General features: G+C 63.5%; 17 protein-coding genes. 11 read left to right on the forward strand and 6 right to left on the reverse strand.

Annotation, left to right across the window (positions count from 1 at the left end; genetic code table 11):
* Positions 1-21 precede the first annotated feature (21 nt).
* Together NVV79_RS04035 and NVV79_RS04040 are read right to left on the reverse strand one after the other, a co-directional pair.
* The gene (locus tag NVV79_RS04035) at positions 22-1,608 is read right to left on the reverse strand and encodes an ABC transporter substrate-binding protein (protein WP_303986548.1); all 1,587 of its coding nucleotides are present in this window, start codon (positions 1,606-1,608) and stop codon (positions 22-24) included.
* A 20-nt stretch (positions 1,609-1,628) separates the two neighbouring features.
* Entirely contained in the window at positions 1,629-2,354 is a 726-nt protein-coding gene (locus NVV79_RS04040; RefSeq protein WP_303986549.1) for a FadR/GntR family transcriptional regulator, read from the reverse strand.
* Positions 2,355-2,474: 120 nt separating this feature from the next.
* On the opposite strand from NVV79_RS04040, the gene NVV79_RS04045 reads away from it, so the two are divergent.
* From NVV79_RS04045 to NVV79_RS04055, 3 genes are read left to right on the forward strand one after another with little or no spacing between them, the layout of a single operon-like run.
* Entirely contained in the window at positions 2,475-3,446 is a 972-nt protein-coding gene (locus tag NVV79_RS04045; protein WP_303986551.1) for a Gfo/Idh/MocA family protein, read from the forward strand.
* Positions 3,443-4,435 (forward strand): Gfo/Idh/MocA family protein, encoded by a 993-nt coding sequence (locus NVV79_RS04050; RefSeq protein ID WP_303986552.1) that lies wholly within the window; start codon positions 3,443-3,445, stop codon positions 4,433-4,435. Before NVV79_RS04045 ends, NVV79_RS04050 begins: the two co-directional genes overlap by 4 nt.
* Positions 4,428-5,180 (forward strand): hypothetical protein, encoded by a 753-nt coding sequence (locus NVV79_RS04055; RefSeq protein WP_303986554.1) that lies wholly within the window; start codon positions 4,428-4,430, stop codon positions 5,178-5,180. Before NVV79_RS04050 ends, NVV79_RS04055 begins: the two co-directional genes overlap by 8 nt.
* A gap of 42 nt (positions 5,181-5,222) precedes the next feature.
* Here NVV79_RS04055 and NVV79_RS04060 read toward each other — a convergent pair whose 3' ends face one another.
* The 4 genes from NVV79_RS04060 to NVV79_RS04075 form a co-directional block, all read right to left on the reverse strand.
* A complete protein-coding gene (locus NVV79_RS04060; RefSeq protein WP_303986556.1) occupies positions 5,223-5,663 on the reverse strand; it encodes a RidA family protein in 441 nt (146 codons plus the stop codon).
* Positions 5,660-6,874, reverse strand: coding sequence for a pyridoxal phosphate-dependent aminotransferase (locus NVV79_RS04065; RefSeq protein WP_303986558.1), 1,215 nt, complete (start codon positions 6,872-6,874; stop codon positions 5,660-5,662). Before NVV79_RS04065 ends, NVV79_RS04060 begins: the two co-directional genes overlap by 4 nt.
* 282 nt (positions 6,875-7,156) lie before the next feature.
* Positions 7,157-8,797 carry an iron ABC transporter permease gene (locus tag NVV79_RS04070; protein WP_303986560.1) on the reverse strand — a complete coding sequence of 547 codons (1,641 nt, stop codon included), beginning with the start codon at positions 8,795-8,797 and terminating at the stop codon, positions 7,157-7,159.
* Positions 8,798-8,802: 5 nt separating this feature from the next.
* Positions 8,803-9,858, reverse strand: coding sequence for an ABC transporter ATP-binding protein (locus NVV79_RS04075; RefSeq protein WP_303986561.1), 1,056 nt, complete (start codon positions 9,856-9,858; stop codon positions 8,803-8,805).
* Positions 9,859-9,982: 124 nt separating this feature from the next.
* On the opposite strand from NVV79_RS04075, the gene NVV79_RS04080 reads away from it, so the two are divergent.
* The 8 genes from NVV79_RS04080 to NVV79_RS04115 all read left to right on the forward strand — a co-directional run bounded on the left by NVV79_RS04080 (position 9,983) and on the right by NVV79_RS04115 (position 18,334).
* Positions 9,983-10,975 (forward strand): extracellular solute-binding protein, encoded by a 993-nt coding sequence (locus tag NVV79_RS04080; protein WP_303986563.1) that lies wholly within the window; start codon positions 9,983-9,985, stop codon positions 10,973-10,975.
* Between the two features lie 38 nt (positions 10,976-11,013).
* Positions 11,014-12,030: a hypothetical protein gene (locus tag NVV79_RS04085; protein ID WP_303986565.1), complete on the forward strand. Its 1,017-nt coding sequence runs from the start codon at positions 11,014-11,016 to the stop codon at positions 12,028-12,030.
* An 11-nt stretch (positions 12,031-12,041) separates the two neighbouring features.
* Complete coding sequence (locus tag NVV79_RS04090) at positions 12,042-12,845, forward strand: DeoR/GlpR family DNA-binding transcription regulator (protein WP_303986566.1); 804 nt, start codon at positions 12,042-12,044, stop codon at positions 12,843-12,845.
* 276 nt (positions 12,846-13,121) lie between these two features.
* Positions 13,122-14,165, forward strand: a complete 1,044-nt coding sequence (locus tag NVV79_RS04095) for a LacI family DNA-binding transcriptional regulator (RefSeq protein ID WP_303986568.1) — start codon at positions 13,122-13,124, stop codon at positions 14,163-14,165.
* Between the two features lie 30 nt (positions 14,166-14,195).
* Positions 14,196-15,464: an ABC transporter substrate-binding protein gene (locus NVV79_RS04100; RefSeq protein ID WP_303986570.1), complete on the forward strand. Its 1,269-nt coding sequence runs from the start codon at positions 14,196-14,198 to the stop codon at positions 15,462-15,464.
* Positions 15,465-15,538: 74 nt separating this feature from the next.
* Positions 15,539-16,384 (forward strand): carbohydrate ABC transporter permease, encoded by an 846-nt coding sequence (locus NVV79_RS04105; RefSeq protein ID WP_303986572.1) that lies wholly within the window; start codon positions 15,539-15,541, stop codon positions 16,382-16,384.
* The gene (locus NVV79_RS04110; protein ID WP_303986574.1) at positions 16,381-17,232 is read left to right on the forward strand and encodes a carbohydrate ABC transporter permease; all 852 of its coding nucleotides are present in this window, start codon (positions 16,381-16,383) and stop codon (positions 17,230-17,232) included. Before NVV79_RS04105 ends, NVV79_RS04110 begins: the two co-directional genes overlap by 4 nt.
* 64 nt (positions 17,233-17,296) lie before the next feature.
* Positions 17,297-18,334 carry an ABC transporter ATP-binding protein gene (locus NVV79_RS04115; RefSeq protein WP_303986576.1) on the forward strand — a complete coding sequence of 346 codons (1,038 nt, stop codon included), beginning with the start codon at positions 17,297-17,299 and terminating at the stop codon, positions 18,332-18,334.
* Positions 18,335-18,344: the final 10 nt, after the last annotated feature.

Genomic DNA, 18,344 nt, shown 5'->3' on the forward strand with positions numbered 1-18,344 from the left:
AAGCGCAGGGGAGAGCCGCGCTTACTTGATATCCCAAAGCTCGGGATGGGCGGCGTAGGGGCCACCGGCCGGCGCCGGCGTCCAGACGAAGTCGACCAGGTTGGCGGATGCCACGCCGTAGCGGTTGGCGACCCACATCGTGGCCCAGGGCAGCTCCTCGTTCATCACCTTGCAGACATCCTGCCAGCGGGCATCGACCTGGCTGGCATCGGTCTCGCCGATGGCCGCGTCGAAGGCGGCGCTCAGATCGTCGAACTCGATGCGCATGATATTGGCACCAGCCGGCGGCAACTGCGACTTGTTGAGGCCGACATTGATACCCGCCGGATTGGGCCCGTTCTGCAGGCCGGCATAGATCAGCGAGAATTCGTTCCAGTCGGGGTTGTTCTCCTGATAGACGGTGCCGTTATAGGTCGGCACGTCGACGACGCGCGGCACGACATTGACGCCGACCTGGGCCAGCATGGCCTGCACGGCGGCCATCACATTGGTGGCCTGGGGCGAGCCGTAATAGGTCAGCCAGGTAATCGGCTTGTCGCCGTTGATGTCGGCCCAGCCGGCTTCGTCGAGCAGCGCCTTGGCCTTTTCCGGGTCATAGGCGTAGTCGTTGAGGCCCTCGGGCACCAGGTGCGGTGCGACATAGCCGCAATTGGCCAGCTTGGCAGCGCCGCCATAGAGGCTTTCGACGATCGCGGCGCGGTCAATGGCATACATGAAGGCCTGGCGAACGCGAACGTCCTTCCACAGATCGACCTTCTGGTTGAAGCCAATATAGTTGACCACATAGGAGTCGCCTTCGATGACCGTGAAGCCATCGTTGCCGGCAAAGGTCGCAGCATCTTCGGGCTCGACATAGGTGAACTGGATTTCACCGGCGCGGAGCGCGGCCACGGCGGCAGCCGGGTTCTCGAAATAGCGGTTGATCAGCCGGTCGACCTTGGGCGCGCCGCGCCGGTAGTCCTCGTCGGCAGCCAGTTCGACATACTGGTCGGTGACATATTTGGTGAACTTGAACGGGCCGGTACCGATGGGCGTGGTCGACCACCAGGTGCTGGTGGCGATGCTCTCGGGCGCGATCGAGGCCAAAGCATGCTCGGGCAGGATCATGACCTGTGCCAGCACCGACAGCAGGCCGCCATCGGCCTCCGAAAGCGTCACGACGACAGTGCGGTCATCGGGCGTCTCGACATTGGCGATCTTGCCCAGGCGGCCGGTAAAGACGCTGCCCGAAGCGGCGTCGCGGATCAGGTCGAGGGTGAACTTGACATCGGCGGAGGTGAAGGCTTCGCCATCATGCCAGGTCTCTTCGGCCAGGTTGAACGTATAGGTCAGCATGTCGTCGCTGACGGTATAGTCGGTGGCCAGATCGCCCTCGATGGCGTTCAGTTCCGCATTGTAGATCACCAGCGGCTCGAAATAGGTGTTGAGCCAGGTAAAGCCACCGGTCGCGGCGAGCGGGTTGAAGTTCTTGGGGAATCCGCCCGGGCCGACGTCGAAGCCGCCGGTAATAGTCTTTACGTCCTGCGCGAAGGCGGGCGTGGTGAGTGCGGTTGCACCCAGCAGCAGGCCGCCAATGGCCAGAGCTCGCGTGATAGTCCTGATATGCATGGTTTTCCTCCCCGGAAAGATCAGGCTTTGGATGGTTCGGTGCGGTTCCTGGCAATGACCTGCTGGATTCCGCGGTAGTGATCGTCCAGGCGCTTGCGCGCCTGCTCTACGTCCTTGCGGGCAACCGCTTCGACGATTTCGTGATGGTCCCGCCACGTATCGAGCGGTTCGGGATTATCGAGATTGTTGAAGTTGGACGCCTTGTTGAAGGCCGTCCAAAAGATGTCGATCAACGCGCTCAACATGTGATTGTTCTGGCAGCGAAACAGCAGCTGGTGGAACCGCTGGTCTTCCTCGGCAAAGCTCTCCTGCCGCTCCGCCCGCACCTTCATCCGCGCCGTGACATCGCGCAAAGCGGCCAGATCCGCCTCGCTGATCATGGCGATGGTCTTGCCGATCAGCCCCGTTTCGAGAACGCGGCGGATTTCGCGCAATTCCTCGACGTCGCGCAGCGAGTCCTGCAGGCCATAGGCCAGGTTGTCGAGCAGCGGCTTGAACGAGAATTCCTTGACGAAGACACCGATGCCGCGCCGCGTCTCGAGGATGCCCAGCGATTCCAGCGCTTTGATCGCCTCGCGCATCGAATTGCGCCCGACGCCCAATTGCTGGGCCAGGAAGGTTTCCGGCGGCAGCGGGTCGCCGGCCTTGAGCTGGTTGGCCTCGATATATTCCTTGAGGCTCTCCTGCACGGTGACATGCAGGAGAGGGGCCCGGCTCAACGGCGTCATCGATTTCAAATTCGACATCGTGGTCCTCGTTTATCTGTTCCAGCTTTTTCTGGGCGGCACAGATCGACACCGTCAACGCTTGTTGTATAGCGACATATGGGATATCCTGCAAGTCGATATTGGACAGGTAACCAAAACATGAAGATTGCGTTGTTCGGAACCAGCCATTGGCACGCGGAAATGCACCTCGATGCGGGGCGTGCAGCCGGCGCGACAGTGGTTGGCGTTTGGGACGAAGATCCGGCCCATGCAGCCGGGTTTGGGGAAAAGCATGGGCTGCCGTCCGCAGCGAGTTTCAGTGACGGACTGGCCCTGGCGCCTGATCTCGTCGTGCTGATGGGGCACCCGTCCACCCTGCCGGCCCGCGCGCAGGCGCTGATCGAAACGGGCATTCCCCTGATTCTGGAAAAGCCCGCCGCCAGCAACACGGCTGTTATCGCGGAGCTGGCGCAACTCGCGCGGAAGCATGGCACCTTCGTCGGCGTGCCACTGCCCAACCGCTTCGGGCCGATCTTCGGCGCTTACGGACAATTGCAGGAAGCCGGTCGCGCCGGCAGGCTCGCCCATGCCAGCTTCCGGCTGGTGAATGGCCCTCCGGAACGCTATCGCCAGGATGCCGTCGGCTGGTTGCTCGATCCCGCCATTGGCGGTGGCGGCGCCTTGCGCAATCTGGGCATTCACGGCGTCGATGCCGTGCTGAGCCTGGCGCAGGGGCCGGTGACCCTGGTCTCAGCCAGCATCGGCAACCGCATCCATGACGAGGCCGTGGACGACCACGCCCTGCTGGTGCTGACCGACGCGGCTGGCACGCTATTCACCGTCGAGGCCGGCTACACCTATGCCTCCATGGCGCCGGGTGGCGAATTCGAATGGCGCATGGTGACGGCAAACGCCACGCTGGTAGATCGCGGCGACAGCGCCAGTTGCGTCACGCTCGACGACGCCAGCACGCGCGCCCTGCCGCCCGAACCGACAGCCACGCGCTATCGCCTCTTCATGGCCGATACGCTGCAGCGCCTCGGCGACGGCCGTCCGCCGGCAATCACTCTCAACGACTATCTCGCGGCGATGACCCTCATCGATGCCGCCTATGCAAAGGCAAGATCATGATTGGAATTGGTATCATCGGGGCCGGACATTTCGGCGCGGTGCATGCGAGGGCAATGGCCGAAGTCGATGGCGTGCAACTGGTCGCCAGTTGCCGCGAGGACCGGGCGGCCGCCGAGCAGTTCGCGCAGGAGCATGGCGGCAGTGCCTATTCCGACTGGCGCCAGCTTCTCGCCGATCCCAAGGTCGATACCGTCGTCATCGCCACGCCGCATCACCTGCATGAGGAAATCGCCATCGGCGCGGCCGAGGCCGGCAAGCATATTCTCCTCGAAAAGCCGATGGCGCCGACCACCCGCGCCTGCGACGCCATCAACGCCGCCGTCGCCAAAGCGGGTGTCCAGCTCATGGTCGGGCATGTGATGCATTTCGCCCTGCCCTGCCTCAAGGCCAAAGAGGTTCTCGATTCCGGCGTGATCGGCAAGCCGGTGCTGGGGTCGAGCTGGATGATCAAGCTGTGGATGGAGAGCAATCGCCGCGACTGGCACAAGAATACCGCCTCGGGCGGCGGCATGCTGATGACAGCCGGCATCCACGCGCTGGACCGGCTGGTCTGGCTGATGGGACAGGATGTGGTGGGCGTCAACGCCCTGGCCGGCACCTTCTTTCATGAGCAGCAGGCCGATGACAGCGCGCTGATCGGACTGCGCTTCGCCAATGGCGGCATCGGCCAGGTGCAGAGCGTCGGCTATCGCAACGGCGCGGTCGGCTTTGCGATGGACCTCGTCTGCGAAAGCGGCACGTTGCGCATCGATTTCGACCATGGTGTTTCGATCGGCCGCGATGCCGTCTGGACGCCGGTGCCGGATTCGATCGAGCCCGACTGGATGCACCACGCCGTGGCGCGCGAATGGCAGGCCATGCGCGACGCCATAACCGGAACGGCGCCGGTGGCCGTCAGCGGCGCCTATGCCCGCCAGATTGTCGGAATCATCGAAGCAGTGCATCAGGCTAATGCCGAAAAACGGGAAATCGAGATAAGCCATGCCTAGCCAGTCGACCGAACAACTCATCCAGGCCTATATCGCCGCCCATCGCGACCCGGTCAAGCCGGTACCGGCCGCCAGCCTGCAGGCGCTCGACGCCGCCGGCGCCATGGCCGTGCAGGGCGAAGTGCTGCGGCAATTGGGCGAGACCGCGTCGGTGGCCAAGGTCGCCGCGCCCGCCAGCGGCTTGGCCCTGGCCGCGCCGATCATCGACAGCTGGGTCACCAAAAGCGGCGGCACGCTGCAGCTGAATGGCCGCAACATGATGGGCCTCGAAATCGAGATCGCCGCCGTCCTCAAAAAGGATCTCACCCCGGAAATCGCCCGCCAGGGCAAGGCGGCCGTGCTCGCGGCGATCGATCATTTCATCGTCGGCCTCGAGCTGATCGGCACGCGCATCGACCAGCACAAGCAGGCCGGCCCGTTCGGCCCGCTTTCCGATTTCATGGTGACTTCAGGCTACGTGACCGGCCTCCAGGCCATCCCCACCCTGCCCGAAGTCGACGGCCTGCCGATCGTGCTGGAAACCGCTGCCGGAACCACCCAACTCGGACCGGCCAAACACCCCTTCGGTGGCGTTCTCGAGCCCATCATCGCCTATGCCAGCGCTCCCTTCGACCATTTCGGTGGCCTGCGCGCCGGCATGGTCGTCACGACAGGCTCCCTCTGCGCCCTCATCGAAGTCCCGCCAGCCGGCACGACAACACTGCGACTGGGCGAGTTCGACCCGGTTTCGCTAACCCTGTCCTGAGCCCCGGCGCAGCAATGGCTGACTGATTCATCCGCCAGGCCTTCATATGGCGGCGATGAGTTGGATCTCGACAGGCGCGTTGTCGGGCAAGGTGGCCACGCCCACGGCGGCGCGGCTGCCGATGCCGATGCCGGCGGCGCCGAGTTCGGATTGCAGAAACTCGGACGCAAAATCGGCCAGCCGCGAATGCGCGGTAAATCCGGCTTCGGCGGCGATATAGACGGTGAGGCTCGGGATGCCGGAAAGGCATTCGCCTTCTGCAAGCTGGGCGCGGGCCGCCGATAGCGCGTTGCGGCAGGCCAGTATGACTGCGTCGCGCCAATCGAGCGGATCCGCATCGGCGGTGACTGGCCCGACAAATTTCAGTACCCCATCCTGGCGTGGCGTCATGCCGGCCGTGAAGATCAGGGTCCCGTGCCGCACGGCCGGCCGGTAGAGACCCTGCGGGATCGGCATTGCCGCATCGACAGGAGCGCCGGTCATGCGCGATATCGCTCGACGAGGGCGACGAGGCGCTCACTCGCCGCCACGGCGGCGGCATGGTCCTGCGAGAAATTCAGCCGGACGCTGTTGCCGGAGAAGGGGCTGAACTCGGTGCCCGGTGTCACGATCACGTCGGCCTGAAGGCGCAGGATTCGGACGAAATCGGTGCCCGATACGACAAGTTCGGGAAGGCCGGGAAAGATGTAGCTTCCTGCCTCGCTCGTGCGCACGCTGATGTCGGCGGTGCCGCGGAACACGTTCAGCAGATCGTCGCGAATGCCCTGATGCTCGCGGATGCGCTGCGCCATCCAGCCTTCGGGTTCATTGAACCAGGTGTGCAGCACTGCCTGACTGTAGCCACCGGCGCGCAAGGACACGATGGCCTGGAGCTTTTCCATGCGGCTGATGATGCTGCGCGAACCGAAGGCGATGCCAAGGCGGTAACCGCTCAGGGACTCCGTCTTGGACGGCCCCATGATGGTGACGACATTTTCCGCGTCCACCGGCTGCGCCCGCAAATGGGTATAGGACGCCCCCGAATAGAGAAGCCGGGAATAGAGCTGGTCGACGATGACCGTTGCGCCATATTCAAGGGCAAGCGCGGCAATGGTCTCGATTTCCGCGCGGGAGTAGATGACGCCAACGGGATTGTTGGGGTTGGAGAAGAGCAGGACCTTGGCGCCGGCCTTGAACGCATCCTCCAATTGCCCGAGATCGAGCCCGGCATGGCCTTCGGCCGCCATATAGTCCAGTCGAACCGGCAGCATTTCCCCTTCGAGGAATTCCACCAGCTTGCGATTGGCAAAATAATCCGGCTGCACGATCGCGACCTTGTCGCCGCGCGAAACTGTCGAGGCAACCGCCAGGAACAAAGCGCCCTGGGTGCCGGGGGTGATGATCATCCCGTCGCGACCATCGACCGGCGCTCCGGTGAAGGTCGCGAGGCGCTCCGCAAGTTCCTCGCGAATGCCCATATCGCCCCGATATTCGGTATAGGCCTGCCTTCCGCCCGCCGCGACACCCGCCGAGAAGGCCTCGAACGATCCAGGGGTGGGCGTGAAGGCGTCGACATCGCCGTGGGAGAAATCGACCGGGCGCCCGGCGAGCTTGTCACCGCGAAGCAAGGTCTCGACACTGCCCGAGGCATGGCGCACCTCCTGCCCGGGCGCGTTATCGGTGCCGAGGCGGCTGAATTTGGTCTGGATGGTCATGGCGGGTTCCTGGTCGGCGCTTTCAGACAGCATTCTGCTTCGCATGATGTTCGGCAATGAAGTCAGCCGAGAACTTGCCGCTTTCGGTGTCCTGCCGCAACAGCTCGGCATCACGCGCCTGTTGCGGCCCATTCTGCGGGGGCAGACGTCATTCGCGAATGCTCGCTTCGAACCAGATGTCGCAGTTCCTTGGGCGACAATACGGCGTCAACGCCGAACCCACAGACCGGTGCAGCGCACGCCCTTGATGACGAACCTCTGTGAAGTGGCTCAGGCGTGCGCTTACAAAAGCGCCTGTTCGTTGCGACCCATGAAGCGGAAGGCGATGTAGACCGCACAGCCACTGAGCAGCAGCAGGATGGTGGACAGAGCCGCCGCGGTGCCGAAATCGCCATCGAGAATGAGCAGGTAAATGCGCACCGGCATGGTCATGGTGCTGCCGACATAGAGTACGAGTGACGACGACAATTCGTTGATGGCGGTTACGAAGCTCAACATGCCCCCGGCGATGATGCCCGGCACGATGAGCGGTACGGTAATGCGCAGGAACGCCTGGAACGGGCTGTAGCCGAGCGAAATCGCCGCCTCCTCCATGCTGGGTGAAATCTGGCGCAGCGAGGAGGCCGTGGTGCGCACCGTATAGGGCAGCCGGCGGATGAAGATCGACAGGATGATGATCATGGCCGTGCCGGTCAGCACGATGGCGCCGGTATTGAAAGCGGCGATGAAAGCGATGCCGATAACGATGCCCGGCATGACATAGGGCACCATGAAGGCGCCATCGAGCAAGGCGGTGTTGAAATTGGTGCGCCGGGCGACCAGCACCCCGACCACCGTGCCGACCATGACGATGAGCACCACTGCGGCGACCGAGAAAGTCAGCGAGTTGCGCACCACATCGCCGAGGTTGAACAGGATGCGCTCATAGCTTTGCAGCGCAAAGCCATCCTGGAACACCGGGCCACTGGTCTTGCGGAAGGAATAGATGACCGAGATGATGACCGGCATCGCCCCGCATAGCCCGATCAGGTAGACGGCGAAATGCGCCAGCCCGTTGCGCCAGCCCTTGAGCTGGATGCGCACCGGCTTGTTGATCATGTTGCCGTGGTAGACGTTGCGACGCGACATGTAGCGCTGCAGCATGACGAAAAACATGGAGACCAGGATCAGGATCACACTGATCGTGGTGGCCATGGACATGTTGGAGCCCACTTCGGCCGAGTAGAGCGTGAAGGCCTCGGTCGCCAGCACGTTGTAGCCGCGGCCCAGCAGGCGCGGCGTGCCGAAATCCGCGATGGCGTGGATCAACGCCAACAGACCGCCTGCCGTCAGTGCCGGGAAGACCATCGGGAAGGAAATCTTGAACGTGCGCTGCCAGGGCGTAAGGCCCAGCCCCTCCGCCGCTTCTTCGAGCGAGCGATTGACGTTACTGAGCGCGCCCGAGACCATGAGATAGACGTAAGGGTAGAACTTCAGCGAGAAGACCATGAGGATGCCGCCCAGCCCGTAAATGGGTGGCATGTTGATGCCCATATCGCGCAGAAAGCCGCGTACGACGCCACCCGCACCAAACAGCACGATCCACGAATAGGCGCCGATAAAGGGCGGCGACACCAGCGCCAGAATGGCCAGCAGCGATACAAAGCGGCCGCCCCGGATGACGAAGCGCGACACGCAGAAGGCCATGATCGAACCCAGCACCAGGGCGCCGAGCAACCCGCCGAAACCGACGACCAGCGTATTGACGAAAGCCTGATGGAAACGCGGTTCACCCAGGAATTTGAGATAATTGGCAAGGGTCGCATTGCCTTCCTGGTCGTAGAAGCTGGAGACAAGCACCGAGCCGACCGGGATGAAAAGCAGGACAAACAGCAGCACCCAGGTGAGGATCATCACCACGGTCCAGAAATTGAAGCGTGGCATGGCCGTCACCCTCCGATTCGGGCGTTGTCGGTGCCGAAGGCCATCGGCGCATCATGCGGCACCAGCACGGAAACGGCCTCACCCGCCTCGCGCGTTGCCGCCATCCCCGGATTGGCCACCTGCACGACGATGGGGCCGACCGGTGTCTCCACCTGCACATGGGCCTCGCGGCCGAGATAGGTATATTTCGTGACGGTACCGGGAAGGACGGCCGCACCATTGGCGGCGCTACCGGCTGCAGCGAGACCGAGGCGTTCCGGGCGTACCGCCCAACTTGCAGCGTCGGGAGCGGAGAGCCCGAGCTGGCCCAGCATGGCATCGAGCGCCTCGCCCGGCTTGAACGTATTGAGCGTGCCGACGAATTCGGCGACGAACCGCGTCTGCGGGTTGCCGTAAATCTCCTGCGGCGTGCCGACCTGCTCGATGCGGCCGGCATTCATCACGCAGATGCGGTCGGAAATGGCCAAAGCCTCTTCCTGATCGTGCGTCACATAGATGGTGGCGATATCGACCTGCTTCTGGATATCGCGGATTTCCTCGCGCAACTCGATACGCAGCTTGGCGTCGAGATTGCTGAGCGGCTCATCCATCAGCAGCAGGCGCGGATTGATGACCATGGCGCGGGCCAGCCCGATGCGCTGCTGCTGGCCGCCCGACATGGCGGCGGGCAGGCGCTCGGCCATGGCGCCCAGCCGCACGGCGTCGAGCGCCTGAGTGACGCGGGTCTTGATCTCCGCCGCTGGCACCTTGCGTGGCTTGAGGCCGAAGGCGACATTGTCGAACACGCTGAGATGGGGAAAAACAGCATAGTCCTGGAACACCATGCCGATATCGCGCTGATGCGGCGGCACCGCGCGCAGGTTGGAGCCATCGAGGGTGATCTCGCCCGAGCTGAGGTCGTTGAAGCCGGCAATCGCGCGTAGCAGCGTGGTCTTGCCGCAACCTGAAGGCCCGAGCAGCGTGAAGAACTCGCCACGCTCCACCGAGACCGAAACCCCGTTCAGCGCCATGAAGCTCTGCCCGAACTGCTTGGTGGCGTTGCTGACCGTCAGATAGCTCATGCGTCGTTCTCCCCCCTCGACATCAGTCATATGACACTGACAAACTTTCGTATTGCAACAATTTTTCACTCGGTACAGGATGATTTTGATCTCGGAATGATCAAAAACGAACGGGAGGATTCGCATGAACATTCGCAAACGTACATTTTTGGCCCTGTCTGCCGCCGCGCTGGTCGCCTCGACCAGCATGAGCACGATGGCCCTGGCGCAGGACGGTTCGGTGGTGATCTACACGGCGCACAAGTCGTCGATCGTGGATACGCTGCTGCCGATCTTCGAGCAGGAAACCGGGCTCAAGGCCGAAGTGGTCAAACTCGGCTCGGGCGATATCGCCAAGCGTGCACAGGCCGAAGCCGGTGCCCCGGCGGCCGACGTCATCTGGTCGATCTCGGGCAGCCAGCTCACCGAACTGGCCGACCTGCTCGAGCCATACGATCCGCCGGAAATGGACCAGATCGACCCGCAATATGGCCGCGACCCGAGCTGGACGCCCTATACGGCCGTGGTCTATGTGCTGGCCGTCAACACTGACCTGCAGCCGCTCGACAGCGCCCCCAAGACCTGGGCCGAACTCGCCGATCCGCAATGGGCTGGCCAGATTGCCTCGGCCCGCGCCGATGGTTCGGGCTCGGCCATGCAGCAGCTCCAAACCGTGCTCACCGTTTTCGGTGACGAGGGCTGGGACAAATATACCGAGATCGCCAAGAACTTCGTGTTCACCGACTCCTCGGGCGCCGTGCCGCGCTTCGTGGCTGACGGTGAAACCTCGATGGGCCTGACGCTCGAAGACAATGCGCTGGAATATGTGCTGGGCGGCGCCCCCATCTCCATCGTGCATCTGAGCGACGGCACCGCGGCAACGCCGGACGGCGTGGCCCTGGTCAAGGGTGGCCCCAATCCCGAAGGCGGCAAGGCCTTTATCGACTGGGCCATGTCCAAATCGACCCAGGAACGTCTGGCCAAGGATATCGGCCGCCGCTCGGTGCGTCTCGATGTGGCCGGCCCGGCCGGTACGCCGAACCTGGCCGACCTGACCCTTGTCGATGTGAAACCCCTCAGCGACTTCGGCGGTGCCGAGGCTGTGCTGGCCCAGTGGCGGACCGCCATCGGCGAATAAGCCGACGGTTCAATACAACACGACCAGAGCAGGACTAAATGAGGCAGCTTGAAGCGTTCACGCTAGGCAAGAAATTCGGCCATCCAGAGATGAACGAAGACAGCCTCGTGGTCATGCCCAATCTCGGTTACGCCGTCATCGACGGCGTAACCGACCGTAACGGCACCCGTTATGGCGGCATGCTGTCGGGGCAATACGCCTCGCGCACCGTCAAGCGCGCCATCGAAATATTCCTTTTGGCGCAGGGCCAGCCGGACAAGCCCGAACTGCAATTCCAAGGCGGGCAACATTTCATCGACTATCTGGGCCGCGCCATTCATGACGGCTATGTCGCCCATGGTGCGCTGGCCGCGGTCGAAGCCGACTGGAAATTGCGCGGCGGCTGTACAGTAATGGCCGCCATGCTGCTGGGCGACCGGCTTGAAGTCGTGGCGGTCGGCGACAGCGGCATCCGCATCAACGGCAGCGATACGCTGCAGGTGCTCAAGCCCCTGGACGACGTCACCGCCATCCTGCGACGGGAAACCTGGCGCTATTTCGAGGCGCTTGGCCGGCCGATCGAGGAGTGCGACAGGCATTCCGCCTCGATGACCTGGCAGGGCACCCGCAACCAGCCAGCGGGCAGCGTCACCGCCGCAGCCGAGGTGATTGCCGATATCGAACAACGGGCCATGCAGGCCTGCCGGCAACACCTGACCGATGTTCCGGAGCAGGAATTGCAGTTGCTGATCCAGCACGGCATTTCCCACGGCCAGGGCCATTTCCAAAATGTCACCAAGCCGGTGCTCGGCTATGGCGGCATCGACGGCTTTGCCGTGCCTGGCCGCTTCGTCGAAACCCGCAGCTACAGTCTGGCCGAGGTGGAAACGATAGAGCTATTCTCCGACGGTTACTTCAAGCAGGGCGAAGGATTCGGCGTCACCGCCTGGGAAACCGCTTTCCGGGAGGTGGAGGCCGAAGACCCCCACAAGATCGGCCGCTATATGAGCACCAAGGGCACCACCCCGTCGCAACTGACCGATGACCGCAGCTACCTGGGCATCCACCTGAAATGAGCGGGGAGACCATGCCCCGCCCGCGCGGCCTGCCCGATGCGGCGCCTGGTGAAAGTGGCCGGGCCGGCGAACGCCGGCAGGCCATATTGCAAGCGGTGCGCGCCAATGGCGCGGCCTCGGTGGCCGAACTGGCCGCCCGCTTTGACGTGACCTACCAGACCATCCGGCGCGACCTGCGCACGCTCGAAACGCAGGGCCTGCTGCAAAAGGCCTTTGGCGGCGCCTTCGCCTCACCCGGCGTGGCCCACCATACCCATGACGAACGCCACAGCATTCAGGTCTCGGTCAAGCGCCAGTTGGTCGCCGCACTGGAGGAATTCCTCGTGGCTGGCGCCACGATTTTCGTCGGACTGGGAACTACCTTCGACTCGCTGCATGAGGTGCTGGCGCGCCATCCGGGCGTGCTGATCGCCACGCCGAACCTGGAAGTAGCCCATTCCTGCGCGCTCAAGACCGACGCGACCGTTTATGTCTATGGCGGCTATGTGCGCAACAAGGACTCCTCGGTGCTGACCCTCGCCGATGACAGTCGGCAGCGCTTCAAGTTCGATCTCGCAATAATCGGCGCCAGCGCCATCGATCGCGAAGGGACGGTGCAGGAGTTTGACCCGATGGAAGTTGACCTGGTGCGCTCCATCCTGCCCCATTCGCGACAGGTAATCCTCGTCGCCCACGACGAGAAGTTCGAGCGCCATGCACCCCATGTCGTCACGCAGATGGCCGATGTGGACATCCTGATCACCAATGGCGACCCCACGCCACGGTTTGGCGACCCGGCAGTGCTTGGCAAAACGCGTATCATCGCTCTCACCTAGCCTGGCGAGGCAAGCCTTGGGGAAGCATTGGCGGCATCCGGGCGACCCACTTCTTTCTGGGCGCTGCCTCCAATAGCCGCCAGTCCGCATCCGGCCTCCTGCCCTGACCGACAACCTGCGCCCGGAAGGGCAATTGGCTTGGCGTATTGCTGACGATACCGCTGTTCGTACCCGTGTTCGCAAGCCAACCTTGACAGGACGGATGACTGATGTACGCTATTACAAACGTTTGCAATTTTGTCGCAAGCGTTTGCAACAATCGTTTTGGGAGGAACGATGGCGCCGCGCGGCAAGACGCTCAAAGAGCTCGCAGAGCATCTGGACGTTTCGATCACGACCGTATCGCGGGCGCTGGCGGACCATCCGACCATCGCACTCAAGACGCGCCAGCGCGTTGCCGAGGCCGCCAAAGCGCACGGTTATGTTCCCAACGTCGCCGCCCGCCAACTGGTGTCCGGTCGCAGTGGCTTCGTTGGCCTCATCCTGCCCATTCGCGGACCTAATTTCGTCGACAGCTATGTTGGCGAGTTCATTACCGGCTTAGGCGAGGGATTGGTTGCGCACGGGGTCGACCTGTTCCTGGCTACAGCGCAGCCGGGACAATCAGAGCTTTCAGTACTCAAGCATGTCGTCGAATCCGGTCGCGCCGACGGCATCGTCCTCCCCCGCATCGCGGAGGACGACGAGCGCGTCGCCTATCTGGTGCAGCGCGGCTTCCCCTTTGTTACCCACGGGCGCCTGCTCGACGAAACGCGTCCGGTGAACTGGCTGGATACCGACAGCGTTGCTGCTTTTGGCGAGGCCTTCGACCTGCTCTACGAACTGGGACACCGCCATTTTGGCCTTGTCAGCATCTCGGATCGCATGACCTTCCGCTATCTGCGCGAGCGCGGGCTGCGCGAAGCCATCGCCCGGCGGGGCGATCCCACGGTGACGCTCGATGTGGCGACGGCCCCGCGCTTCGACCGCGGCGCCAGCGTCGCCGCCATCAACGGTATGTTGCGTGGCGCCGCCCGTCCGACCGCCATTCTGGGCCTTTTCGACGAACTGGCGCTGACTGTGTTGGAAGAGGCCGCTCGCGCGGGCCTGTCGATCCCCCGGGATCTCTCCGTAGTCGGCTTCGACAACATCACCGCCGCCGCCTATGCGCCGCCGGGACTCACCACCTTCGAGGCCGGTACCCGCGCCGCCGGGCGCGAGATCGGCGGCATGCTCATCGATATCATCGAAACGCGGCCTGCCAAGCCGCTGACCCGGCTGATCAAGCCGACCTTCGTGCCGCGCGCCAGCCACGGACCGGCGCCTGTCGAAACCCACTAGACGTCAACAACAACCAAGGGAGGACTACCAATGAAAAAGACCTTTGCCGTGCTGGGCACGGCGGCCATTGCGCTGACACTTTCCGCCCACGCCGTGAGCGCCCAGGTGCTGTTCTGGTCGACCCAGGCGGCACCGATCGAGGAAACCCAGAAGATGCGCGAGCAGGTCCTGGCGGGCTTCGAGGGCGGCGTCGACTTCCAGCCGCAGGAGGTAGGTCCGTTCATCACCCGTCTCGAAGCCGAACTCCAGGCCGGCTCTGGCAGCATCGGCATCGTCGGCGCCCTCCATGGTGACCTATCCACCTATGCGGACAACTGGGTGGACCTCTCGGGTGTCGATCTGGCCGGCATCAATGTCAGCCCCGCCTTCCTGGAGTTGGGCAAGCTCGGCACCGACGAGCAACTTTACCTGCCCTGGATGCAAGCCAACTACGTGATGGCCGCCAACAAGCAGGCGCTCGAATACCTGCCCGAAGGCGCCGACATCAACGCGCTGACCTACGACCAATTGGTCGCCTGGGCCAAGACGCTGGCCGAGGAAACCGGTTCGCCCAAATTCGGCTTCCCGGCTGGCCCGCAGGGCCTCAAGCATCGCTTCTTCCAGGGCTTTCTGCTGCCCTCCTATGCCGGCTCCACCGTGACCAAGTTTGCCTCGGCGGAAGCCGAAGCCGGCTGGACCATGTTCAAGGACCTCTGGCAGTACACCAACCCCGCCTCGACCAATTATGCCTTCATGCAGGAACCCTTGCTGACCGGCGATGTCTGGGTGGCGTTCGATCACATCGCCCGCCTCGCCGACGCCTTCAACCAGCAACCGGAAAACTTCGTCGCCTTCCCGGCGCCGGCAGGTCCGATGGGACGCGGCTTCATGCCGGTTCTGGCAGGCATCGCGGTGCCCAAGGGTGCCCCGGACATGGACGCGTCCCTGGCGCTGGTCAAGTACATGATGCAGCCCGAGACCCAGGTCGCGACCCTGCTGGCAACGAGCTTCTACCCGGTCACCGACGCGCCGTTGCCGGCCGACCTGCCTGAGTCCGCGCGCGCCATCGGGCCGGCCATCACCGCCATGACCGCGGCCGAAGACGCCCTGCCGGCGCTGCTGCCGGTGGGCCTCGGCGATCTCGGTGGCCAGTTCAACCAGGTCTATACCGACACCTTCGAGCGCATCATCCTGGGCGGCCAGCCCATCCCGGACGTGCTCGAGCAGCAGGCCGCGACACTGCGCGACCTGATGGTGCAGGCCAATGCGCCTTGCTGGCTGCCGGATGCGGCCTCCGAAGGCCCCTGCCCCGTCGACTGAGTTCCTCCCGAGCTGCCGCCCGACGCTGCAATGGCGCCGGGCGGTGCCGATCCATGGATTGCACTGGAACCGCCATGTCGCCCAAGGCCCTGCCCTATCTGTTGCTGCTGCCGGCTACGGTCTTCCTGCTGGTGTTCTTCGTTTACCCGTTCGCGCAGATCGCGATACTCGCCTTCAGTAGCGAGAGCGGCCCGACGCTGCGGCATGTCCAGACCATGGCGAGTCACTGGAAGTTCGGCTCGGCGCTGGGTTGGACAGTGCTGCTTGCTGCGGTCGTAGTGCCTATCCAACTGGCGGTAGCCCTATCGATGGCCTCGATCGTCACCAAGCTCAAGAGCGGCCGTAACACCGTTCTCTATATCTTTTCGATCCCGCTGGGTCTGTCGGATCTGGCCGCCGGCATCGTCTGGCTGGCCATCTTCGAGCAGTCGGGGTTTCTCAATTCCATGCTGGTCGGGCTCGGCGTCGTCGAGCGGCCAATACTGTTTCTGAGCTACCAGAACGTCTGGGTGATCTTCCTCGCCGTCGTCCTGGCCGAGGTATGGCGGGCCACCGCCATCGTCATGGTCATCCTGGTCTCCGGCATGGGCCTGATTCCCAAGGAATATTACGAGGCAGCCGAGGTGTTCGGCGCCAGCCCGTGGAAGCGTTTTCTCAAGGTGACGCTGCCCATGCTCCGCCCCAGCCTGCAATCGGCACTCATCCTGCGCACGCTGGCCGCCTTCGAGGTGTTTGCCGTGGTCGTCACGCTGGGTGGGTCCACCCTGCCGGTGCTGATGGGCGAGACGTTCCAGTGGCAGTTCGCCCTGCAGGACCGCAATGTTGCTTCCGCCTATGCCCTGGTCATCCTCGGCATTTCGATCGCCGCCACCCTGTTCTTCCTGCGCGTGCTGCGCGTGCCCAAGGGAGCCACGATATGACCGCGATCACCACCGAGACCGATGTCCCCCGCACCGTCGAATCCGCGCGCTCTGCTGGAAAATTCCTGTTCATCGCGGCCATTGTCCTGATCTGCGCCTGGGTGCTGGTGCCGATCTACCTGCTGCTGGTCAATACGCTCTCCTCGCCATCCGAGGTCAGCGGTTTTCCCAAGACCGGCATTCCCTCCTTCGACTTCGGCTCTATCCAGTTCTTTCTCTCCTTTGCCGGCGTACTCAAGGCGCTGTGGAATTCGCTGCTGGTGGCTGTGCTGACCATGATCCTCTCGATCGGCATCGGCGCTCCGGCCGGCTATGCGCTGTCGCGGTTCGAGTTTCCCGGCAAGGAAATCTTCCGCATGCTGGTCATCATGACCCGCGCCTTCCCGCTGCCGCTGCTGGCGCTGCCGCTGGCGGTGTTCTTCATCCGCACCGGGCTCGACGACACCGCGCTGGGACTGGCCATCGTCCATACGGTGCTCGCCATTCCGTTCGCCGTACTCATCACCTTCTCGCTGTTTTCGGGCATTCCGATCGAACTCGAGGAGGCGGCCTGGACGCTGGGTTGCAATCGGCTGCAAGCCTTCCGCAAGGTGGTATTGCCGCTCGTACTGCCCGGCATCGCGGCCTCGGCGGTCTTTGCCTTCACCATTTCATGGAACGAGGTGTTTGCGGCCGCCGTCCTCACCATCGAGAACCGGACGCTCCCGGCCTTCCTAGTGCAGAGCCTCAACGTCTCCCCGCTCCATCTCAAATTCGCCGGCGGCGCGGCCATGGTCATTCCCGCCCTCATCTTCATCTTTGCCGTTCGCAAGTACCTGTTTGCGATGTGGGGCATCGCCAACCGCTAAAGCGTTCTCAGCAAAGTGGCCGCCGGTTTTGCGGCTCGAGAACGCGGCTAAAAAGGAGAGTCTCATGGCCGAAATCGTCATCAAGAATGTCGCCAAGAGCTTCGGCAGCTTCCAGGCGCTCCATTCGATCGACCTCACCATTGCCGACCAGGAGTTCATGGTACTGCTCGGCGCATCGGGCTGTGGCAAGACCACTTTGCTGCGCATCATCGCCGGGCTCGAAACCCCGACCCAGGGCGAGGTGTGGATCGGCGGCCGCCGCGTCGACAAGCTGCCGCCCCGCGAGCGCGGTATCGCCATGGTGTTCCAGAACTATGCGGTGTTCCCACACCTGACGGTGTTCGAGAACATCGCCTTCGGCCTGAGGATGAAAAAGCTGCCACAGCCCGAAATCGACCGGCGCGTCAACCGCACCGCCGAACTCATGCATATCGAGCAATTGCTCAAGCGCTATTCCGGCCAGCTCTCTGGCGGCCAGCGCCAGCGTGTTGCCGTGGCCCGCGCTTTGGCAATGGAGCCGGATGTCATCCTGATGGACGAGCCACTGTCCAATCTCGACGCATTGCTGCGCCTCGAGATGCGCGCGGAACTCAAGGGTGTGCTGGCCGGGAGCAAGACCACGACCATCTACGTGACCCATGATCAGGTGGAAGCCATGAGCCTCGCCGACCGCATCTCGGTGATGAATGGCGGCAAGATCGTGCAGGCGGCGAGCCCGGTGGAAGTCTACCGCAATCCCGCCGCCCGGTTCGTGGGCAGTTTCATAGGCAATCCACCGATGAACTTCATCCCCGCCACCCGCGCCGCAAACGGCCAATGGCAGGTGGCCGGCGTGACCCTTTCCGGTCCGGCGGGTCCCGACAAGCTCGATTTCGCCATCCGTCCCGAGGATCTGACCGTGGCACCTGGCGGTCTCAAGGCCACGGCACGCGTCATCGAGCCGCTGGGCGCCCATACGCTGGTCACCAGCGATGTCGATGGCCGCCTGTTCCGCGCCGTGCTGGATTCCGACATCACCGTCGCGCCGGGGGACGAGTTGAGCCTCGTGCCCAAGCCCGACCGCATCCGCTGGTTCGACCCCGAAACCAGCAACGCCGTCTGACCTGGAATGT

The organism is Devosia ginsengisoli (assembly GCF_024707105.1).
Classification (GTDB): Bacteria; Pseudomonadota; Alphaproteobacteria; order Rhizobiales; family Devosiaceae; genus Devosia; species Devosia ginsengisoli_A.

What these genes read in the sequence shown, in the direction of transcription:
- NVV79_RS04065 (WP_303986558.1), bottom strand. Translation starts at nt 6,874, where the DNA reads ATGACCATCCAGACCAAATTCAGCCGCCTCGGCACCGATAACGCGCCC.
- NVV79_RS04095 (WP_303986568.1), top strand. Translation starts at nt 13,122, where the DNA reads ATGGCGCCGCGCGGCAAGACGCTCAAAGAGCTCGCAGAGCATCTGGAC.
- NVV79_RS04070 (WP_303986560.1), bottom strand. Translation starts at nt 8,797, where the DNA reads ATGCCACGCTTCAATTTCTGGACCGTGGTGATGATCCTCACCTGGGTG.
- NVV79_RS04055 (WP_303986554.1), top strand. Translation starts at nt 4,428, where the DNA reads ATGCCTAGCCAGTCGACCGAACAACTCATCCAGGCCTATATCGCCGCC.
- NVV79_RS04060 (WP_303986556.1), bottom strand. Translation starts at nt 5,663, where the DNA reads ATGACCGGCGCTCCTGTCGATGCGGCAATGCCGATCCCGCAGGGTCTC.
- NVV79_RS04050 (WP_303986552.1), top strand. Translation starts at nt 3,443, where the DNA reads ATGATTGGAATTGGTATCATCGGGGCCGGACATTTCGGCGCGGTGCAT.
- NVV79_RS04085 (WP_303986565.1), top strand. Translation starts at nt 11,014, where the DNA reads ATGAGGCAGCTTGAAGCGTTCACGCTAGGCAAGAAATTCGGCCATCCA.
- NVV79_RS04045 (WP_303986551.1), top strand. Translation starts at nt 2,475, where the DNA reads ATGAAGATTGCGTTGTTCGGAACCAGCCATTGGCACGCGGAAATGCAC.
- NVV79_RS04100 (WP_303986570.1), top strand. Translation starts at nt 14,196, where the DNA reads ATGAAAAAGACCTTTGCCGTGCTGGGCACGGCGGCCATTGCGCTGACA.
- NVV79_RS04075 (WP_303986561.1), bottom strand. Translation starts at nt 9,858, where the DNA reads ATGAGCTATCTGACGGTCAGCAACGCCACCAAGCAGTTCGGGCAGAGC.
- NVV79_RS04080 (WP_303986563.1), top strand. Translation starts at nt 9,983, where the DNA reads ATGAACATTCGCAAACGTACATTTTTGGCCCTGTCTGCCGCCGCGCTG.
- NVV79_RS04040 (WP_303986549.1), bottom strand. Translation starts at nt 2,354, where the DNA reads ATGTCGAATTTGAAATCGATGACGCCGTTGAGCCGGGCCCCTCTCCTG.
- NVV79_RS04090 (WP_303986566.1), top strand. Translation starts at nt 12,042, where the DNA reads ATGCCCCGCCCGCGCGGCCTGCCCGATGCGGCGCCTGGTGAAAGTGGC.
- NVV79_RS04115 (WP_303986576.1), top strand. Translation starts at nt 17,297, where the DNA reads ATGGCCGAAATCGTCATCAAGAATGTCGCCAAGAGCTTCGGCAGCTTC.
- NVV79_RS04035 (WP_303986548.1), bottom strand. Translation starts at nt 1,608, where the DNA reads ATGCATATCAGGACTATCACGCGAGCTCTGGCCATTGGCGGCCTGCTG.
- NVV79_RS04105 (WP_303986572.1), top strand. Translation starts at nt 15,539, where the DNA reads ATGTCGCCCAAGGCCCTGCCCTATCTGTTGCTGCTGCCGGCTACGGTC.
- NVV79_RS04110 (WP_303986574.1), top strand. Translation starts at nt 16,381, where the DNA reads ATGACCGCGATCACCACCGAGACCGATGTCCCCCGCACCGTCGAATCC.